The organism is Blautia sp. MSK20_18 (assembly GCF_020553125.1).
In the GTDB taxonomy this organism is placed as follows: Bacteria; Bacillota; Clostridia; order Lachnospirales; family Lachnospiraceae; genus Blautia_A; species Blautia_A fusiformis.
This window is the reverse complement of sequence record NZ_JAJCGR010000001.1, coordinates 18,257-38,548: the sequence shown is the minus strand read 5'-3', so window position 1 is coordinate 38,548 and position 20,292 is coordinate 18,257. Positions and strand designations below refer to the sequence as shown.

The following is a 20,292-nucleotide window of genomic DNA, read 5'->3' as shown; positions in this document are numbered from 1 at the left end:
TTTTTGCTTTGCAATTCTATTCTCCATTCATATGATGATACACACCAGTCCGCCTTTGCTGTCATTTACGATCTTCTTCATAGTATCCTGAAGCTTCACCTGACTTTCTTCGCTGATCATGGCCAGCTTGTTCCGGATTCCGTCTTCCACCAGCTGCTGGATGGATTTTCCGAAAATATTGGTCTCCCAGATACTTTCCCCTCGCTCCGGGCTTTCTCTGATATACTTTATCAGGTCCTCCGCCTGCTGTTCTGTACCAACGATCGGAGCGATCTCCGTTTCGATTCCCGCCCGGATCATATGAATGGACGGACTTTTTGACCGGATCTTTACTCCGAATTTATTTCCCTGACGGATCACCTCAGGTTCCTCAATAGTGATCTCGGAAAGCTCAGGCACCACAACCCCATACCCCGTTCCTTTTACCGCTTCCAGGGCAGCCTGGACTTTTACAAATTGTTCCTTCATACCGGCAAGCTCTTTTATGGTCTGGATCAGTTCATATTCGCTTTCCATGGATATCCCGCTCATTTCACTGAGCATCTGATAATAATAAATGTCTTTTACTGCGATCCGGATACGGACTTTTCCATCGGAAAGACTGACCTGCTCAAGCAATGTATCTTCCACATATGGACTTTCCAGATATACTGATTCTCTGCTTACATCACGCACATGAGTAAGTCTGGTCATCTTTTCCCGAATCTCATTTAACAGAGCCGCCTTTACCTCATGTTCCGGAGAAAGCATCTCCACCCATCTGGGAACAAAAAGCTCTATCTCACTGACCGGGAATTCATAAAGGATCTTCTCCAGGATTCTGGTCACATCCTCTTTTCGAAGCTGTTCACAGTTGACTGCCAGAACGGATACTCCAAATTTCTCTTCCAGATGTTTTACAGTTTTTCCGGTTTCCTCACTGTAGGGAGTCTGGGAGTTTACCAGGATCAGAAAGGGTTTTCCCTGGACTTTCAGCTCTTTTATGGTCTGTTCCTCTGCCGGGATAAAATTTTCTCTGGGAATCTCCCCGAAACTTCCGTCTGTTGTGACTACAATCCCAATGGTGGAATGCTGGCTGATCACTTTTTCCGTTCCAATGCGGGCTGCATCATGGAACGGGATTGCTTTTTCCTGCCAGGGAGTTTTGACCATCCGCTCCCTGCCTTCTTCCACATTTCCGGATGCATCCTTTACCAGAAAGCCTACACAGTCAATGAGTTTTACCCGGATTTTCTGGTTTTCCCCTATGGATACTTCCACTGCTTCTTTTGGAATAAATTTGGGTTCTACGGTGGTGATCATTTTTCCGGCACCGCTTAATGGCAGTTCATCCTGAAGTTCTGCTCTTTTTCCCTCGCTGATCGATGGCAGTGCTATCAGCTCCATAAATCTCCGGATGAATGTGGATTTTCCTGTACGGACCGGTCCCACAACCCCTATGTAGATATCCCCGCCCGTCCGCGCCTGGATATCACGGTAAACCTGAAAGTTTTCCATATAAAAAAGCCTCCCTGCATATACTGGCCTGTAAGTTCCGGGAAACGTCTTAAAAAAGACAGTTCCCGCATACCACAGTATATGCCCGGAAGGCTTCTTATATGCTGCTGTTCACCGGGAACAGCAGCTCTTTGTATTCCTCATATCAGTCTTTGATATAGAACTCATTGTGAAGCAGATGATGCTCTTTGCCTTTGAGGAGTCCCTCATAAAGCTCCAGAACCAGTGGGTTCTCATCGGATTTCTTGATGATCATGGTATTGTCTGCATTGTACAAACCTCTTGCTCTGGCTGCCTTGGTTCTGTCACCGGATCTGGTCGGCTGACCTCCACCCATAATACATCCACGGCGGCATGCCATAACCTCGATCAGATGATAGTTTGCCTCACCGTTCTTCACACGTTCCATAACGGTTCTTGCATTTGCAAGGCCGCTGGCAACACATACATTGATATCCATTCCCTTGTACGGTACGGTAAATTCCTTGATTCCCTCTTCACCACGAACACCGCACTCTGCAATCTCATGCATGGCTTCCTTGCTGTGATCCGGGCTCAGTCTTCGAAGAACTGCCTCGGTAACACCACCGGTAACACCGAAGATAACGCCACCGCCGGAACCAAATCCAAACGGCATATCGCATGCTTCCGGATCCAGTGTTGCAAAATCAAGACCAAAGTTATCGATCATGCGGAGAAGCTCTGTGGTTGTGATAACGATATCGGTATCCTGCTCGCCATCGGTAAAGCTGTTCGGGCGGATTGCCTCTGCCTTCTTGGCTGTACATGGCATAATGGAAACCATAACGGTCTTCTTGCCTGCTGCATGCTCCGGATCACGGAAGTATTCCTTGATAACCGCAGACATCATTCCCTGTGGGGAACGGCAGGTAGAAATGTTCGGAACATATTCCTTATACTGATCTGTGATGAACTTCACCCATGCAGGACAGCAGGAGGTCAGAAGCGGAAGGTTCTCACCCTTCTCCACTCTGTTTAGGAACTCCTTGGTCTCTTCCATAATAGTAAGATCGGCGCTGAATGTGGTATCGTATACTTCATCAAAGCCCATTCTGTGGAGTGCGTTGACGATCTTGCCCATAACGCTCCTGCCCTTTGTGAGGCCGTAGTGATCACCAACTGCTACACGGACTGCCGGCGCGATCTGGGCAACCACACGGGTATCCTTGTCCGCAAGTGCATCCCAAACCTCATCCATATGTGTACGAATGGAGATGGCTCCTGTCGGACAGTAAACACGGCACTGACCACAGTTTACACACTGTGTCTCAGCAATCTTTTTATTGAATGCAGGCATAACCATGGCCTCTGTTCCACGGAATGCGAATCCAAGAGCTCCGATTCCCTGAAGTTCCTCGCAGGCACGTACACAGTTGCCGCAGAGGATACATTTGTTCGGATCACGGATGATGGACGGTGAACTGTCATCGATCTCGTGCTGTTCTCTTGTATTTTCAAAACGGATATCCCGCACGCCAAGGCGATGTGCCAGCTCCTGCAGGATACATTCGCCGCTCTTTACACAGGTTGTACAGTCACGGCAATGTGCTGCAAGAAGCAGCTCCACGATCAGTTTACGATATTTCTTAATACGACCGGAGTTGGTATAGATAACCATTCCGTCTCTCGGCTGCTCGGAACAGGAGGCAAATGTTTTGCCTCTGTCATCCTCAACTGTACAGAGACGACAGGCACCAAAGGTGGAAACCTCTGAATGATAGCACAGTGTGGGGATATTGATACCGGCATTCCTGATGACTGTCAGGACATTTTTTTCGTCAGTAAATTCTACTTTTCTTCCGTCAATTGTCATTGTACCCATAAGATATCCTCCCTTCTATGCTTCCACATAAATCGCATCAAAGTTACAGTTATCCTTACAGGATCCGCATTTGATACATACGTCATTGTTGATTACATGTGGATGCTTGATCTTTCCTGAAATCGCACCAGTCGGACAGTTCTTTGCACACTTGCCGCAGCCGATACAGAACTCAGGATTGATATGGAATTGACGGAGCGCCGTGCAGACCTTCGCACGACATTTTTTATCTACGATATGCTCTACATATTCGTCACGGAAACGCTTCAGAGTACTGATGACCGGAAGCGGTGCACTCTTACCGAGTCCGCACAGGGCCATGCTCTGAACCATGTTTGCAAGCTCTTCCAGCTCATCCAGATCGGAAAGCTCACCCTTACCTGCGACGATTCTCTCCAGGATCTCAAGCATACGTTTGGTACCCTCACGGCAGGGAACACATTTACCACAGCTCTCACGCTGTGTAAAGCTCATGAAGAAACGCGCAACCTCTACCATACAGGTATTCTCATCCATAACAACAAGTCCACCGGAACCCATGATGGCATCCAGCTTCTTAACAGAATCAAAATCAAGCGGATGATCGATCTGATCGTCGATCAGACATCCACCGGAAGGACCACCGATCTGTACACCCTTAAATGCAGCACCACTCTTAAGACCACCACCGATGTCATAAATGATATGACGGAGGCTTGTTCCCATTGGAACCTCGATAAGACCGGTGTTCTCAATGGAACCGGTAAGTGAGAAAGTCTTGGTTCCAGGGCTTCCCTCTGTACCGATGGTGTGGAACCAGTCTGCTCCCTGAAGGATAATCTTCGGTACGTTGGCATAAGTCTCTACGTTATTCAGAACCGTAGGTTTACCCCACAGGCCCTGCTCAACCGTTCTCGGAGGTTTTACTCGAGGCATACCTCTGTTGCCTTCGATAGAAGCAGTCAGGGCAGAACCTTCACCACATACGAACGCTCCGGCACCGCGATTGATATGTAAGTGGAAATTAATACCGGAACCAAGGATATTATCACCAAGAAGGCCATAGGACTCTGCCTGCTCAATAGCCATTCGAAGTCTCTGTACAGAAAGAGGATACTCGGCACGCACATAAATATAACCATCTTCTGCACCTACTGCATAGGCAGCGATCACCATACCCTCGATCATCTTGTAAGGATCACCTTCCATTACGGAACCATCCATAAATGCTCCCGGGTCACCCTCATCACCGTTACATACTACATAACGGACTTTTTCCGGCTGGCGTGCAACCTGTGACCATTTCTTGCCTGCAGGGAAGCCTGCACCGCCACGGCCGCGGAGACCAGACTTCGAGATCTCGTCGATAACACCCTGTGGGGTCATCTCAAAGAAAGCCTTCGCCATAGCGGAAAATCCGCCTACGGAAATATATTCATCAATGGACTCTGCATCGATCTTGCCACAGTTCTCAAGAACGATCCTTGTCTGCTGGTTCAGGAACGGAATGTCACTGGGATGTGGACAGGCCTCATCATTATGACGATAAAACAGACGCTCAACAGGCAGTCCGCAGATCACGGTCTTCTCTACGATCTCGCGACAGTCGTCTACCTGAACATGTACATACTGATAATCATAGGGCTCAATTCTCATAAGAGGACCAAGTTCACATAAGCCCTGGCATCCGGTCTTAACGATTCCTACATGAGGAACATCCTTCTGCATCTCAACCGCAACACCCTCGATTCCCTCACAGAGTCTTGACATTTCTTCATAAATCTTCTGAGCACCGGAAGCAATACATCCGGTACCGGAACAGACGAGAACACGGCAGGTATAGCCATCAAGATTCTTCTTAACCTCAGCCTGTTTGTTTTTCAGATCTTCCATACTGGTTATACTCATACGCTCTCACCTCTCAATTCATTTAAAAGCTCAACAGCCTTCTCAGGAGTCATCTTCGGGTGAACTTCATCATTTACAGTCAGTGTCGGTGCAAGTCCGCAGGCACCAAGACAGGAAACTGTCTCAACGGTAAACATCATATCATCTGTAGTATGCTTCTTATGACTCAGTCCAAGTTCCTTCAGCATTGCTTCCTTTACAGGCATGGACTTACGTACATGACAGGCAGTACCGTCACATACCTTGATGATGTACTTGCCCTTCGGCTCAAAGGAAAAGTTTTCATAGAAAGTAGCTACACTGTACGCCTTCGCTTCTTTTACACCAATCTGTTCCGCAACATAAGTAAGAAGCTCTCCCGGAAGATAACGGTACTCAGCCTGAATATCCTGCATGATCGGAATCAGTGATGCAGCTTTCCGGCCGTAGTGCTCGATGATCTCGTCCGTTTTTCTGTAATACGTCTGGTCTAACATTCGGTTCCCTCCTTGTTTCTCATAGATTTTCCACTTGATCAACCTGTTCCACTACAGGTTAATGCTTTAACACTCTGTCAGTGCCGCGCATTTATGCAAATCATTATTTTGCACCATTTCATGCCTTTAATTATAACTTATATGGTCATTTTTCACAAGCGGTTTTTTTGCTTTTTTCAGAATATATTGAAATGTTTACAGTGGCTTACTGATTTTGTATCTATTTTCCATAAAATATGTTCAATTTTTAACAGCCTTGATAATAAAGATACAAATCTGCTCTTTGTTTCTGCCCCAAAACATTAAAGCCGGTTATTGATTTTATTTCTCAATTACTTTAAGATAGATAAAAAGTGCGTGGAAAACATTTAATTAATTTATTTTGTAAAGGAGAACATCTATGCGAAATCTTGACACACCAGTAAAACAGATCCGGCGAAAGATTTTTACCGAAATTGCTAAGATCGGATTTGAATCCACGGACGAATCAATGATCCATGATATCGAATCCATTCCCTACAATATTGTAGAGGAACGCGCGAAATACCGCGAAAGCATCTATCGTGAAAGAGCTGTTGCAAGCGAACGTGTCCGTCTGGCCATGGGACTTTCCCTCCGCCCGGAAAATCGTTCCGTCCACCTTACCGATGGCGTGAAGGCCAGCAACATTGACGAGAAATATTATGAACCACCTCTTATGCAGGTGATCCCTTCCGCATGTTCCGCATGCGAATCCAACAAATACGAAGTCAGCAACATGTGCCGCGGCTGTGTCGCACATCCCTGTTTACTCACCTGCCCCAAAGGCGCCATTTCCATGGTAAACGGAAAATCCTTCATCGACCAGGACAAATGTATCCATTGCGGAAGATGCAAAGCTGTCTGTCCTTACGATGCCATCGCCCATAAAGAACGCCCCTGCGAACGTGCCTGCGGTGTAAAAGCCATCGAGAGCGATGAACAGGGACGCGCCTCCATCAACCAGGATAAATGCGTATCCTGCGGCATGTGCATGGTCAGCTGTCCATTCGGAGCTATCTCCGACAAATCCCAGATCTTCCAGCTGTCCCACGCCCTTCGAGAAGGAACTGAGATCATTGCAGAAATCGCCCCCGCCTACATCAACCAGTTCGGCGAAGACGTCACCCCGGGCAAATTCCGCTCCGCCCTTAAACAGCTGGGCTTCTCAAACATTTACGAGGTAGCACTGGGCGCAGACATCGGCTGCATCTCTGAGGCACACCACTACGCCAAAGAAGTAGCCACCGGCAACCTCCCGTTCCTCCTCACTTCCTGCTGCCCGTCCTGGTCCGTCATGGCAAAGAAATACTTCCCGGCTATGATCGACAACATCTCCCAGGAGCTGACCCCGATGGTGGCAACTGCCCGCATTGTAAAAAAAGAACACCCCAGCGCAAAAGTAGTCTTCATCGGACCATGCGCCTCCAAAAAACTGGAAGCCATGCGACATTCCGTAAGAAGTGATGTAGACTTCGTGATCACCTTCGAGGAACTCTGGGGCCTGTTCGACGCCAAAAGCATCACCCCATCCACCTGCGAAGAGCTCCCGGAAGAAACCCAGGCCGCAACCGCAGCAGGACGAGGCTACGCCATTGCAGGCGGCGTAGCCGGAGCCATCGAAAACTGTCTGAAGGAATACTATCCCGATGTACCAGTCCACATCGAACACGCAGAAAGCCTTGCCGAATGCAAAAAAGTCCTCACTCTGGCAAAAGCCGGCAAGATCAAAAACTGCATGATCGAAGGAATGGCCTGCCCCGGAGGCTGCATCGGAGGCGCCGGAACCAACGCCGGCTTCGCAAAAACCTCCAAAGCCCTCAAAAAATACGTAGACAGCTCAGAACCAAAACTCCCCTCACAGGAACTGGAAAACCTGGAGTTGAACTAAATACCCCCAATATATCGAAATACTTTTTAAGCATTATTAAATAAAAAACGGAGATGCAACCTAGATGATTAAAAATCCAGGTTACATCTCCATTTTTTATCAACCAGGACAGGGCAAAGCCCGCCTCCATCCCTCATCCACATCCTTCCCCATAGCCAGACAACCTAACACCGCCAACGCACAGGCCCGGAAGGGAGTGCGGTTCGCCACCACCACTACTTCTCCACCGTCTCCGTACTCTCCGGCCAGGTATACTCCTCCCCCTTCAACTCCGCCAGAAGACTCCTAAGCTTATATCCATAATTCCTCCCGGCGGCCCATCCGCCCCCATAAGGATTCTCCTGGATCCCAAGCCACTCCACATAAGGCGCACTCTCACGGGAAACATACTGGAACCGATTATCCACACAAGCCTGGTTCAGCTCCTCCGAAGAAGCATAAGCCTTCAGATGCTGCACCTGCGCCCGAATTCCCGTCCTTACATCAGGAAAAGAATTACCGGCAACACCACCACCGGTAGTTCCCAGCCCCGAAAAATTAAACTGCCCCGCACTGGCATCCCCACCAAACTGAAGCCATCCGGTCTCAAGCATGGCCTGCTCAAAAACAACCTCTCCACGGACGCCCTCCGCATCCGCTTCCTCTATCACAATCGTGCAAAACGTATCAATATCCGGTGCACCACCCTCCGTCAGGATGCCGGAAGGATACTCCACATTCTGCGCCTCATACTGCACTACCATATCCTCCGCATCCACTGTGGTACACCCCATGATCGTATAATATCCATAAGTATTATCTGTGGAATCATCCACAAAACCCTCTGTATCACTCTCTCCAGATGACTGAGGCTTCGAAATCTGACCCTCCATAGAATGATCCGCTTCCTCTGCCAAAACACCTGCAGGCGTTCCGAACACCAGAACGCCTGCAAGTACCATCATCCGTAAACAAAAACTAATTCGGAATCTGTACATATATAAATGATCAATCCTTTATTACTGTTATTACTGCGCTTTTCTCATTGCAGCTTCAACCACATGACCTACAAGAACAGAAGTTGTAACACTTCCTACTCCGCCAGGAACCGGTGTGATCGCATCAACGATTGGCTCAACTGCCGCATAATCAACATCACCACAAAGCTTGCCCTCTGCATTGACATTGATACCAACATCGATAATAGTCTGTCCCTCTCTGACATAATCAGCGCCGACAACACCAGCACGACCAGCTGCAACGATGACGATATCCGCCTCTTTTGCAACAGACGGCATATCAACGGTTCTTGTATGGCAGATCGTTACTGTCGCATTTTTCTTAACAAGCATCATGGCAGCCGGTTTACCAACTACAAGACTTCTTCCGATAACAACCGCTTTTTTGCCTGTGCAGTCGATTCCATAGTGATCAAGGATCTCCATGCATGCCTGCGGTGTACATGGCGGGAATCCGATCTTCTTGCCTGTAAATACACCAGACATGGAAAGATCTGTCATACAGTCAACATCCTTCTCTGCTGCAAGTGCATTCTCGATCACTGCCTGATCCAGATGTTTTGGCAGCGGACGGAACAGAAGAACTCCATGGATCTTGTCATCTTTGTTTACTTTATCGATGGTTGCAAGAAGCTCATCCTGTGAAACATCCTCCGGAAGAAGGATTTTCTCACATGCAACACCAAGAGTCTCACAGCGCTTTGTAGCACCTCTCTCATAGGAAATATCGCTTGGATTCTCACCAACACGGATAATGCAAAGTGTAGGATCTACACCTTTTGCCTGAAGCTCTGCAACGTTCGCTTTGATCTTTTCATTGAGAGCCGCTGTTACTTCTTTACCTAATAACTGCTTTGCCATTTGTCTGGTTCCTCCTATTTCAGTCTTCCGAGAACACTGTCAAATGTCTCGTCTGCGATCTTTGTATATTTCTCAAGCATAGCGTCTGCTTTTTTGTTTAATTCCTCTGCATACGCACGGTCAGCCATAGATTTTGTGTTAATGTACACATTCAGGCTTGCTCCCTTAAGAGCTGCTTTGCAGAATGCAGCACCTACACCAGCATCACTGATTGCAAGCTTAGAACCTTTTGCTCCGAACTCAACGATAAGTTCAATAGCCTCGCAGCATTTCTCCATGATCTCCATAGGAACAGAGCATGCTTCCTTGAGGGCAGCTTCCATTACTCGAGCCTTCTCAGCCTTCTCTTCTTCTGTCTCTCTCGGCATTCCGTAAGCCTTGGAAAGAGGCTCAAAAACTTCCGCATCTCTCTCGATCAGATGAAGGAAATCTTTCTGAAGCTGATCACATTTCTTTTTCAGCTCCCACATTTCATCTTCTACATCTGCATATTTTTTCTTACCGACAGTAAGGCTTCCAACCATATTTCCAAGAGCTGTACCAACAGCAGCTACAAGGGCAGATGCACCGCCGCCGCCTGGAACCGGTGCCTTGGAGCTTAATACCTCGACAAATTCAGTACATGTACTGGTAGAAAATCCCATAGGACTCTCCTCCTTATATTCTTATTTTAGCACTCTTTAGAGCCCATTGGGGGCTTTATAAAAAGCCCCCTCCGGTTGTTTTTGATCTTATGTTCCGATTAGAAGAGACCTGTGATCTTACCTGTCTCATCTACATCGATCTTGGTTGCTGCCGGAACTTTCGGGAGACCTGGCATAGTCATGATCTCACCTGTCAGAGCAACGATGAATCCTGCACCTGCGGAAATCTTCAGGTTACGTACTGTTACCTCAAAGTCTGTCGGTGCACCAAGTTTTGTCTGATCATCAGTCAGACTGTACTGTGTCTTAGCAACACAGATCGGGCAGTTGCCAAATCCAAGTGTTTCCAGCTGTTTTGCCTGTTTCTGAGCATTTGCTGTAAGAACAACTTTCTTACCACCGTAAACTTTCTGTACGATGTTATTCAGTTTATCCTCGATGGATCCCTCAAGCTCATAAGCATATGTGAAGTCATTCGGCTCCTCAACAAGACGGATTACTTCCTCAGCAAGCTTCATGCCGCCTTCGCCGCCTTTTGCCCATACCTCGGAAAGTGCAACGTTAACGCCAAGCTCTTTACATTTTGCCTCAACCAGGTCAAGCTCTGCCTTGGTATCGGTCGGGAATGCATTGATAGCAACTACACATGGAAGTTTGTATACATTCTTGATATTGCTTACATGTTTCAGAAGGTTTGGAAGACCTTTCTCAAGAGCCTCAAGGTTCTCGTTGTTCAGATCTGCCTTCGGAACACCACCGTTGTATTTCAGTGCACGAACAGTAGCTACGATAACAACTGCGCTTGGATGAAGGCCTGCCATACGACACTTGATGTCAAGGAATTTCTCTGCACCAAGGTCAGCACCGAATCCAGCCTCTGTGATAGCATAATCTGCAAGTTTCATAGCCATCTTTGTAGCTGTTACGGAGTTACATCCATGAGCGATGTTTGCGAATGGTCCGCCGTGTACGATTGCAGGAACATGCTCCAGTGTCTGTACAAGGTTTGGTTTCAGGGCATCTTTCAGAAGTGCTGTCATAGCACCCTCTGCATGAAGATCACCAGCTGTTACCGGTTTCTGCTCGGAAACTTTACCATAGGTATATCCGATGATGATTCTGGAAAGTCTCTCTTTCAGGTCTTTGATGTCACTTGCGAGGCAAAGAACTGCCATGATCTCAGATGCAACTGTGATGTCGTATCCGTCTTCACGAGGCATACCGTTTGTTCTTCCGCCAAGACCATCTACTACATTACGAAGCTGACGGTCGTTCATGTCCACGCAACGTCTCCATGTGATCTTTCTCGGGTCAATGTTCAGGTCATTGCCCTGGAAGATATGGTTGTCGATCATTGCTGCAAGAAGGTTGTTTGCCGCACCGATCGCATGGAAGTCACCGGTAAAGTGAAGGTTGATATCCTCCATCGGAACTACCTGTGCATAACCGCCGCCTGCTGCACCACCTTTTACACCGAATACCGGTCCGAGGGATGGCTCACGAAGAGCTACCATTACTTTTTTGCCCATTTTCTGCATTGCATCTGCAAGACCAACGGTTGTTGTTGTTTTTCCCTCTCCTGCAGGTGTCGGGTTGATAGCTGTTACGAGGATCAGCTTACCATCTTTCTTGTCACTCTCTTTTAACAGATTGTAATCAATTTTTGCTTTGTACTTACCGTACTGCTCCAGATATTTGTCATCAATACCTGCCTTCTCTGCAATCTGTGTAATTGGAAGCATTTCGCACTCCTGTGCAATTTCGATGTCACTTTTGAATCCCATAATGTTACCTCCCTTTAGGTATTTTTACAGTTTTTAATCCCTTAAAACTGCATTTCTATAAAAACAGGTCCCATCCTGTTCTTAACTATTTTTCATTTTTAAAGACATTTCAGAAATGCCTTTAAAGACCCAATGATAACGTCTCCCATAACGGCCATATCCTCAGCCGCAAAGGAAACCGGAAAATTATCGGAAAACAAGATCTGCGAAGACGGCGGGAACTCATCATCGCCCTCCCAGAGGATCATCTGAACTACATATCCCGGAAAGATCTCCACCTGGTATGCAATATCTCCATGATCCACGGGAACCGCATGGATGTGTTCCATGATCTCCTTGAAATCCTTAAGTCTGTTTCCGTATGTGAAAGCCAGGCGTTTGATGCACCTGCCATCAAACTGACGGAGATAAACCTCTCCCCAGGGCATTTCCCTGTATGTTTTAAACCTTCCGCTTCCCTGAGATACATTCCCGTTCAGCAGAAAACGGATAGCTAGGATCTTTGCATAATGCATTTCCTCAAGAGGATAAAATCCCGCATCATCTTCCTCATGAGTTATCTGAAAATCCGGCCAGGAAATATAATAAACGCTTCCCAGGAATTTCAGAGTCAGTTCTTTCTTCTCTTCGTCATAAGGAAGCGAAAGACGTCCGGCAATTTCTGCCGGGTCTGCCTTAGCGAACTCCTCTGTATAATGCTCCCAAGGCATTCTTTCTTTGCTGTCTTTTTCATAATTCAAGTCATTTATACTAAAAGCCATGTTTTACCTCTGCTGTTTTAGTCTGCTTTATCTCTTCTGCTGTTCTTCCATAACAGACGGAAACAGATTTGTGTCCGTATGCGGAATAAAGCATGCACCTACAAACTCATCCATATAGGTAGGAACTGTAGAAAGCTCCAGGTAAGTCATATTGGAAGCCAGTTCATAGGTTTTCTTCTCTGCTGATGTGGAATGAAGCATCAGATAAGCACCTGTAAGAGAAGAGTTTCCAATGTAATGGAACTTCTCAAGAGGAATATCCGGGAACATTCCGATATGCACTGCATTGGCCATATTGATTCCGCTTCCGATTCCACCGGCAACATATACATCGTCGATCATGGAAACATCGAAGTCAAGAGAATTCAACATGGTACGGATTGCTGAGAAAATAGCGCCTTTGGCACGAATAAAGTTATCAATATCTACTTCTGTGATCTCAACATCCTTGGCAGAACCGGCTTCCTCTTCAAACGCGATCACATAGCTTCCCATACCATAATGATCGTGACGGATTCTTTTGCCTTCACGGACAAATTTTCCCTTCGGATTGATGATTCCTGTCATAAAAAGTTCACTGATCACATCAATGATACCGGAACCGCAAAGTCCTACCGGTTTGGTTCCAGGTTCACCTACAACCTTATATGTCGGCTCCATAGTTTCTTTATCAATGGTACATGCCTCAATAGCACCGTCTGTAGCACGCATACCACAGCTGATATCTCCACCCTCAAAGGCAGGACCTGCGGAACATGCACAGCTCATCATAAAATCGGAATTACCGAATACAAGCTCTCCGTTAGTACCAAGGTCGATAAACAGAGAAAATTCCGGTCTGTTCCAGATCATACTTACCAGTGTACCGGCAGTGATATCTCCACCTACATAGCTTCCGATATTCGGAGCCATGATAATATGTGCATCCGGATTGATCTCAATTCCCACATCCGATGCAAACAAGGAATTTGTTTTGAAAAACGTAGGAATATACGGTTCCATACGAAGCGGATCCGCATTGATCCCTGCAAACAGATGATTCATGGTTGTATTAGAAGCAACACACATCCGGTAGATCTGTTTCTCCGGGAAATGAATGCTTCTGCACATCTCATGGATCATCGGGTTAATGGTCTCTTTGATCACCGCGTCCTGAAGTTTCTTCTTTCCGCCAGGTTTCTGAGATTCGATGATACGGTTGATAACATCCGCACCAAAACGGATCTGTCCGTTTCCGGAAGAACTCTTGGCCAGGATCTCTCCTGTTTCCATATTGATCAGGACTGCCGAAACGGTTGTGGTACCGATATCTACAGCAAGACCACCGATCACAACATCTTTCTTACTGTCAAAAATATCATAAACATACATGTCATTTGGTGCTGTACGAACCACGCACTTCACAGAAAATTTACTCTCACGAAGTACATCTGGAAGCTTCTTAAGCACCGCATACGGAATTCTGACACGCTTCAGGTTCATAAACTTCTGAAGTGCACGGGTCAGTCTTTCATTATCCGGCATGGTATCATCCAGTGATGGAATATCCATCTGAAGTTCCACAACATCAAGACTGTTTGTAAGTTCTATGCCAGCCATCTCAACTTCATGCTTGGCATTTTCAAAAATAGCGATTTCTTCTTTTGAGCTCAAATCAGCCACTTTCATTCGGCTCTTATATGCGGATGCAATATCCGGAACAAGAACCTCCACATCTGCACTGATCTTGCTCATACAGGCCAGACGCCAGCCTGCGCCATATTCTTCATCCGAAATATGAAGAGTTTTCTTTGAGTCCAGTTCTCCGCTTTTTAACTGTACCCGACATTTTCCACAGGCTCCGTTTCCGGAACATGGTGCATCGATAGCCACATTGGCACTACGAGCAACCTCCAGTAAATTATCCCCCGCATTGGCAAATGCTTCTACCGTACTGCCATTTTCAAAAGCAAAAGTCACCTTAAACATTCGGCAACCACCTTTCTCGCCTCGTAAAAGTTATTCGTCTTCCACCTGTGGCGTTGGGAGTTAGACTAAACTATATTAGTAAAAAAGAGGCTGAAGGCCGAAGCCCCCAGCCTCTGAAACAGCGCTCCTGTTTTGTTCACACGCCAAATTAGATCTCAAGGTAAGAATCTGCGTAAAGTGTGTTACCCTTGAATACGTCACAGGATTTGATTGTCTCCATAAGACGAAGGTCGTTAGGGTTAACGATTGCAGATGTAAGACCATTCATCATAGCCATAGCTACAAGAGCAGAGTCCATGATCGGACGGATATGTTTTGGCATACCGTTACTGTTGTTGGAAAGACCGCCAGTGGAGTTCAGACCCATCTCGGAGAACATCTTGATTGCCTCAAGAACTTCCATCTGTTTGTCCTGCATTCCTTTTACAACAAGGAAAAGCGGATCAAACCAGAGATCCTCTGCTTCCATACCAAGGCCAAGACCTCTCTCAAGCATGTTCTGGCAGTGCATCATACGCTCGTCATTGTCTGATGCAACCATACCGGAAGAGCAAAGTGCGATACAGATCGCATCGTTAGCTGCTGCAAGGTCGATATTGGAAATTCTGTCTCCAGCATCTGCAGAGTTTACGATCGGTTTACCTTTGCTTCTGTTGTATACGGAAATACCAGCCTCAATAGCTTTCTGGTTTGTAGTATCCAGAGCAAGCGGAACATTGTCAAACTCAGACTGAAGGAGCTGTACTGCCCATTTCATAAGGTCCTCGCCATCGTTCTCAGCAGGTCCGATATTTACGTCAAGATATGTAGCGCCTGCATCAAGCTGCTGTTTTGCTCTTTTGATGATCGGCTCAGGATCTCTCTCAGTAAATGCTTTATTTACTGCCGGTGCTGTTGTTGAAAGTCTCTCCCCAATTGTTACAAATTTTGCCATACTCGTGTTCTCCTTTACATATTAGTAGGATATGGCTGTGTAGCAAACCTGCACAGCCGTTTATAACTGCCGGCGATATTGCCGGACAGCTGATTTCTTAAACCTTAAGTTTATGCATCAAGGTCTTTTAAGAATTTCACAAGCTGTACTGCTTCTCTTGGTCCTACGATGATCTCCCATCCAGGAAGCTTAGCCTCAAGATCGCCCTTAAGAACTGCTACTTTACCAGGAATAACCAGTCTTCTGCATTTAACCTTCGGCTCAACATTCTCTTTGATATACTCGGAGATGCTGTTTCCGGAGAATTTACCTGCTGCCCAGGATGTAAGTACGGAAAGTCCGCCTGCATCATTGATCACCAGGTTAAGCGGAACACCGGAACGCTCCAGCTCGCCAGATACTACGAAATATGTAAGAGCAAAGTCTACTGTTGTTACAACGAGAGAATTCTCGTCTGCTCCGTTCAGAGGATAAATGCCCGGTTCTACCTTCATTGGCTTCTGCGGGTCTGTAAATACGTTCTGACGAAGACCGAACAGCGGAAGTGCCTCTGCATATGTCATCTGCTCCATAACGATGATAGAACCATATTTCATAGTAAACATGGAAGCAAGTGCTGCCTGTAAATGTTTGTCACCCTTCGCAAGTTTAACAAGGTTAACGATAGAAGGATAACCAAATGTTCTGTCCTGATTCTTAAGAGCTGCACGACGAACCTGTACAGTATTTGCAAAGGTCTCTTTGATGTCAGCTCCTGTTGTATCAAGTACAAGATTCTTGTTGCCAAGTTTCTCAATAGCTGCTGTAGTATCATATAACTCATTGATGTCCTTACCGGATACACCGAGAACTACGCCTGCATCTGTAGCAACCTTGCTCATTGCCTCGTAGTTGGAAGCGTTTGCTCCGTTAAGAACCGGTTTGCCGTCCTTACATACTTCAAGGGCAGCTTTTGCGATCTCAGGATCTGTACAGCCAAGGATCAGTGTTCTTCCAAGACCTTTAGCCTTCTCTACAAGTGCTGTAAATTTTGCAGCATCTGCATTCTCATCGCAGTTTACATACACAAGCTCTACATGCATTCTCTCACCGATACGATCATAGTCAACGTGTGGGATCTCTGCAAGTTTTGCTTCTACTTCTTCATCACTCATGCATGTGCAAAGTGATACGGCATATCTTGTTTTGCTTACAAATGTCTTCTCATGTCTGAAAAGAACAGTCTCTCCACCAAGTGTAAACTCTCCATCGCCTGTTCCGATCTTGATAGTTTTCATTGGCGGTGCAGTTGCCTCAGAAAGAGATGCTAATGCATCCTCGGACATATGAGGACACTGCTCAATTTTCATAGCGCCCTGTGCAACTTTCATAGAGAAAGCCATACATGTAGGGCATCCACATTCCTTACAGTTTTTCTTTGGTGTTAATTTAAAGATCTGAATACCATTCAGTGCCATAGCTCTTTATCCTCCTATTTATTACGCAAGTGCTTTGATCAGCTTGGAAATTGTCTTAACAGATTCCGGATGTCTTAAGATAACTGCATCAGAACCAGCTGCAAGATCAGCTGCTGCTGTCTCAACTTCCATGTCGATTCCACGCTCGTCCTGTGGTCCCCATGCCGGCATGTCTGCTTCAGAAGCCATTGCCTCTTTAACATTCCATGTCTCAGCGGATACAGGTGTAATAATAGGCATCTGCAGCATGTTATCATTCTGGCCTAAAGCGGCACCTTTGATACGGTCCATAGTAGATACTACGTACTCATATCCATAACCAACTGCTGCACTACCGATATTCATAACGATCTTCTTAGCATCTACACCAAGCTGTGTAGTAACAACGTTAAGCTGTTTAGCAAGGTTGATATCAACGGCAGACTCAGCGCCTACGATCTGATTGTAAGCAAGACCTGCTGCTGCACCGATCGCTTTGTAGTTCTCCTCTTTCTCGGAAAGGATCAGTGCATTTCTGCCCTGAAGAGCCTCTGCAACCTTCGGAAGGAGCTCTGCATCCTTCTCAACATTCTTGCAGCCCTCTACAACCAGTGGACAGTCAACTGCATCTGCAACTTCTTTAACAACTGCGATCAGCTCATCGATAGATTTGTTAACACCGTTCGGGTCGCCGCCCTCAAGAATAAGTGCAACAAAGTCAGCACCCTCCATAGCTGCAGCTTTCTTAGCAATGTCAGCCATTGTAGTAGCGCCTTCATAGTAAGCTTTGATACCTTCAGATACGCCCTCAAGACCCATATCAGAGATCTCTACACCGATCTTCGGGCAGTTCTCTGACTCTGCGTCAAAGGAATAAAATGGGAATGTACAATCCCCACCAATTGTCACAGTCTTATCTCCGCTTCCGATTGTGACAGCATTAATCTTTGCATTGAACTTTTGTGGTTTCTGATTAAACGGCATTTTTCGTTAGCCTCCTTAAAAATAATAATTAAAAAACTACAGAGCTTCTTATATTATACTACATAGCACCAGTTATTGGCAAGATGCAGCACTATATTTCTGTTAAAAAATCAACAAACTTTTTAACAGTTTGCAGGAGAAAGGATGTCCGCACATCCTTTCTCCCTGATAAATTACATCATCGGATCAAGTCCGAGAGCCGGATGTCCTTTTTCTGTAAGGAATGCAACCAGTGTCTCCGGATCTTCTGCGATCGTCTCATCACCGATCATGTCTGTAAAGTTATCGATTCCGTAAAGCTCTTTTGCAGTCTTATTAAGTCTGTCAGCTACGAATTCTTTCAGTTCTTTCGGCATCCATACGATACGCTCGATACCGCCCTCAGCCTTCATGAACTTCTTGGAGGAAATGAAATGTTTACCATGTCCCATGAATCCAGGTGTCTGAACTCCACCACCTGTCATGGATGCCATCTCAGGGAATGTCATTCCAAGTGGTGTCATGCCTGCATACTCACGGTTAGCAATAACAACACCGTTGGAGAATGGCTCGATACCACAGATACACTCGAAGCATCCGCAGGAAGTCATCGGATCCTGCATGATGGAGTACAGTGTAACGTGCTCCAGAGCACCCTGGGAGAATTTCTGAACTGCCTCATCAACGTCCTCATAAGAACCAAGATTCTCATCGATCGGACGCTCTTTTGTGATGATCTGGCAAGGACCAGCTGGGTCAAGCTGATGTGTAGCTTTTGCATCCAGCCATGAAACCGCACCGCAAAGACCAAGTCTCTCAGGTGTTACTACACATACGTGGCTTGGTGCGAATGCCTGGCAAAGGATACAGCTGTAATATACGTCAACAGACTCATCTGTCAGAGTATCAAGACGCTCATCACGTTTGTCAAAGATCGGAATTGCAACCTCATGACGGATTCTTGTACACTCAGCAGGATCTGTATAGATAACAACCTCACATTTATCAACAACCGCATCGAACTCATTCTTAACAGATGCATAAAGAACCTCACCGATATGTTTGATTCTGAAGCCTGCATTAAATGCATCAATGCTGATACGGATACGCTGCATATCACGCTGTCCTGTATGGTATACACCCTCGATACAGTTGATGTAGTTGTGGAATTTACGCTCGATAACCGGCTCAAAGTCAGACTGCATATTCTTACCTGCAACTTTAACAACATATGCAATGCTGTTCTTGCTGCCGAATTCCATCTCATCTACTTCAGGTCCGATTACTGTGATCTTGTGATCCTCGATCTCAGAAGCATCACAGGTCTGTACAAGCTCTGCACAGTCTACACGGGAGCCATCGAACTCAACCTGCATATCTTTACGACGGATGATCTCACCCTCGAATGCAGATGCGAAAGCAACCGGAATATCAATATTTGTGATCTTGATCTTAATATCACGCGCCTCAAGAGAAGTAGCGTTAAATTTGCTTACGTCCTCCTGAACGATAAGGCTCTTCGGTACACGGAAGATATTCTCTGTCTCATTTGTAACAACCGGGAATCCAAGTGCGATAGCGCCTGCACCGCATGCTACGATCACATCATCCAGAGGTTTGAATGCGTTAACAAATGCCGGTACACGATCCATTGTGTATTTCATAAGTGTTCCTGCATCTCCAGGTGTTACGTTACCGAAGATCAGAGCTGCACGGATCGCAACGGAAACTACATGAACAACAGATGTAACATCTTTTCCAAGAGGAATAACACGAACGTTGGCACCTGTCTTCATTCCGGCTTCTGCAACCTGATCAATGATTCCGCCAACAAGTGTTACCAGGATACCCTGTGCCTGATAGCTCTTTACAAGAGCAACACCCTCTTCTGTAGTAGGAGCAGCACCAAGGATAACAGCAACACCTGGGATATCGCCTGTTACAAGCGGTACACCGAGCTCACGGATAACAGCATCACCAAGATGTCCATAGCATGGCTCTTCGTAAGGAGTTGCTCCGTCGATATATTTCAGAACCTCGATGAACTCTGCGCAGAGTGCTGTAGCAACACCGGACATGAATGCATCGTTCAGTCTTTTCTCTCTTGTCATAAGTGTTTTTACAACGCCAAGAGCTTCTTTTAATTCTTTTAATGTTGTAACTTTTGTTCCTGTTACAGCATAGTAGCAAGGAAGGCTGTAAGCGGTATTCGGGAAGCTGACAGCTTTGTCTTCGCCATACTGAGCGATCGCGCCGTCAATAGCACCCTCTGTTAAACCATATACAGCATCGTTTCCGCCGAATACTCTATCAAATAAAGTCACTGTAATA

The 20,292-nt window shown here is 46.3% G+C and carries 15 protein-coding genes; 1 reads left to right on the top strand and 14 read right to left on the bottom strand.

Annotated features, from left to right (window positions below):
* Nucleotides 1-27: 27 nt before the first annotated feature.
* From spoIVA to LI091_RS00160, 4 genes are all read right to left on the bottom strand, one after another.
* On the bottom strand, nucleotides 28-1,497 hold the full coding sequence (gene spoIVA / locus LI091_RS00175; RefSeq protein ID WP_022426914.1) for a stage IV sporulation protein A: 1,470 nt from the start codon (nucleotides 1,495-1,497) through the stop codon (nucleotides 28-30).
* Nucleotides 1,498-1,642: 145 nt separating this feature from the next.
* Nucleotides 1,643-3,340, bottom strand: a complete 1,698-nt coding sequence (locus tag LI091_RS00170) for a [FeFe] hydrogenase, group A (RefSeq protein WP_015525283.1) — start codon at nucleotides 3,338-3,340, stop codon at nucleotides 1,643-1,645.
* 15 nt (nucleotides 3,341-3,355) lie between these two features.
* Nucleotides 3,356-5,227, bottom strand: a complete 1,872-nt coding sequence (locus tag LI091_RS00165) for an NADH-quinone oxidoreductase subunit NuoF (protein WP_021653014.1) — start codon at nucleotides 5,225-5,227, stop codon at nucleotides 3,356-3,358.
* Entirely contained in the window at nucleotides 5,224-5,703 is a 480-nt protein-coding gene (locus LI091_RS00160) for a complex I 24 kDa subunit family protein (protein ID WP_015525285.1), read from the bottom strand. The genes LI091_RS00165 and LI091_RS00160 overlap by 4 nt, the downstream gene beginning before the upstream one ends.
* Before the next feature lie 400 nt (nucleotides 5,704-6,103).
* Between LI091_RS00160 and LI091_RS00155 the strand changes: the two genes are divergently transcribed.
* Nucleotides 6,104-7,612, top strand: a complete 1,509-nt coding sequence (locus LI091_RS00155; protein WP_265190653.1) for a 4Fe-4S dicluster domain-containing protein — start codon at nucleotides 6,104-6,106, stop codon at nucleotides 7,610-7,612.
* A 215-nt stretch (nucleotides 7,613-7,827) separates the two neighbouring features.
* On the opposite strand, the gene LI091_RS00150 is transcribed toward LI091_RS00155, so the two are convergent.
* The 10 genes from LI091_RS00150 to acsB all read right to left on the bottom strand — a co-directional run bounded on the left by LI091_RS00150 (nucleotide 7,828) and on the right by acsB (nucleotide 20,285).
* Nucleotides 7,828-8,589, bottom strand: a complete 762-nt coding sequence (locus LI091_RS00150; protein ID WP_330583953.1) for a glucosaminidase domain-containing protein — start codon at nucleotides 8,587-8,589, stop codon at nucleotides 7,828-7,830.
* A gap of 30 nt (nucleotides 8,590-8,619) precedes the next feature.
* Complete coding sequence (locus LI091_RS00145) at nucleotides 8,620-9,471, bottom strand: bifunctional 5,10-methylenetetrahydrofolate dehydrogenase/5,10-methenyltetrahydrofolate cyclohydrolase (RefSeq protein WP_015525289.1); 852 nt, start codon at nucleotides 9,469-9,471, stop codon at nucleotides 8,620-8,622.
* 14 nt (nucleotides 9,472-9,485) lie between these two features.
* On the bottom strand, nucleotides 9,486-10,115 hold the full coding sequence (locus LI091_RS00140; protein ID WP_021651423.1) for a cyclodeaminase/cyclohydrolase family protein: 630 nt from the start codon (nucleotides 10,113-10,115) through the stop codon (nucleotides 9,486-9,488).
* Between the two features lie 98 nt (nucleotides 10,116-10,213).
* Nucleotides 10,214-11,899 (bottom strand): formate--tetrahydrofolate ligase, encoded by a 1,686-nt coding sequence (locus LI091_RS00135; RefSeq protein WP_138277590.1) that lies wholly within the window; start codon nucleotides 11,897-11,899, stop codon nucleotides 10,214-10,216.
* 98 nt (nucleotides 11,900-11,997) lie between these two features.
* On the bottom strand, nucleotides 11,998-12,660 hold the full coding sequence (locus tag LI091_RS00130; protein ID WP_021650185.1) for a DUF3786 domain-containing protein: 663 nt from the start codon (nucleotides 12,658-12,660) through the stop codon (nucleotides 11,998-12,000).
* Nucleotides 12,661-12,687: 27 nt separating this feature from the next.
* A complete protein-coding gene (gene acsV / locus LI091_RS00125; protein WP_015525294.1) occupies nucleotides 12,688-14,628 on the bottom strand; it encodes a corrinoid activation/regeneration protein AcsV in 1,941 nt (646 codons plus the stop codon).
* Nucleotides 14,629-14,776: 148 nt separating this feature from the next.
* A complete protein-coding gene (gene acsE, locus LI091_RS00120; protein ID WP_015525295.1) occupies nucleotides 14,777-15,562 on the bottom strand; it encodes a carbon monoxide dehydrogenase/acetyl-CoA synthase methytransferase subunit in 786 nt (261 codons plus the stop codon).
* Nucleotides 15,563-15,672: 110 nt separating this feature from the next.
* On the bottom strand, nucleotides 15,673-17,019 hold the full coding sequence (acsC, locus tag LI091_RS00115; protein WP_015525296.1) for an acetyl-CoA decarbonylase/synthase complex subunit gamma: 1,347 nt from the start codon (nucleotides 17,017-17,019) through the stop codon (nucleotides 15,673-15,675).
* Between the two features lie 21 nt (nucleotides 17,020-17,040).
* Nucleotides 17,041-17,982 carry an acetyl-CoA decarbonylase/synthase complex subunit delta gene (gene acsD, locus LI091_RS00110; RefSeq protein ID WP_015525297.1) on the bottom strand — a complete coding sequence of 314 codons (942 nt, stop codon included), beginning with the start codon at nucleotides 17,980-17,982 and terminating at the stop codon, nucleotides 17,041-17,043.
* Nucleotides 17,983-18,155: 173 nt separating this feature from the next.
* Nucleotides 18,156-20,285: an acetyl-CoA decarbonylase/synthase complex subunit alpha/beta gene (gene acsB / locus LI091_RS00105; RefSeq protein WP_092072021.1), complete on the bottom strand. Its 2,130-nt coding sequence runs from the start codon at nucleotides 20,283-20,285 to the stop codon at nucleotides 18,156-18,158.
* Nucleotides 20,286-20,292 lie beyond the last annotated feature (7 nt).

What these genes read in the sequence shown, in the direction of transcription:
- spoIVA (WP_022426914.1), bottom strand. Translation starts at nt 1,497, where the DNA reads ATGGAAAACTTTCAGGTTTACCGTGATATCCAGGCGCGGACGGGCGGG.
- LI091_RS00170 (WP_015525283.1), bottom strand. Translation starts at nt 3,340, where the DNA reads ATGGGTACAATGACAATTGACGGAAGAAAAGTAGAATTTACTGACGAA.
- LI091_RS00165 (WP_021653014.1), bottom strand. Translation starts at nt 5,227, where the DNA reads ATGAGTATAACCAGTATGGAAGATCTGAAAAACAAACAGGCTGAGGTT.
- LI091_RS00160 (WP_015525285.1), bottom strand. Translation starts at nt 5,703, where the DNA reads ATGTTAGACCAGACGTATTACAGAAAAACGGACGAGATCATCGAGCAC.
- LI091_RS00155 (WP_265190653.1), top strand. Translation starts at nt 6,104, where the DNA reads ATGCGAAATCTTGACACACCAGTAAAACAGATCCGGCGAAAGATTTTT.
- LI091_RS00150 (WP_330583953.1), bottom strand. Translation starts at nt 8,589, where the DNA reads ATGTACAGATTCCGAATTAGTTTTTGTTTACGGATGATGGTACTTGCA.
- LI091_RS00145 (WP_015525289.1), bottom strand. Translation starts at nt 9,471, where the DNA reads ATGGCAAAGCAGTTATTAGGTAAAGAAGTAACAGCGGCTCTCAATGAA.
- LI091_RS00140 (WP_021651423.1), bottom strand. Translation starts at nt 10,115, where the DNA reads ATGGGATTTTCTACCAGTACATGTACTGAATTTGTCGAGGTATTAAGC.
- LI091_RS00135 (WP_138277590.1), bottom strand. Translation starts at nt 11,899, where the DNA reads ATGGGATTCAAAAGTGACATCGAAATTGCACAGGAGTGCGAAATGCTT.
- LI091_RS00130 (WP_021650185.1), bottom strand. Translation starts at nt 12,660, where the DNA reads ATGGCTTTTAGTATAAATGACTTGAATTATGAAAAAGACAGCAAAGAA.
- acsV (WP_015525294.1), bottom strand. Translation starts at nt 14,628, where the DNA reads ATGTTTAAGGTGACTTTTGCTTTTGAAAATGGCAGTACGGTAGAAGCA.
- acsE (WP_015525295.1), bottom strand. Translation starts at nt 15,562, where the DNA reads ATGGCAAAATTTGTAACAATTGGGGAGAGACTTTCAACAACAGCACCG.
- acsC (WP_015525296.1), bottom strand. Translation starts at nt 17,019, where the DNA reads ATGGCACTGAATGGTATTCAGATCTTTAAATTAACACCAAAGAAAAAC.
- acsD (WP_015525297.1), bottom strand. Translation starts at nt 17,982, where the DNA reads ATGCCGTTTAATCAGAAACCACAAAAGTTCAATGCAAAGATTAATGCT.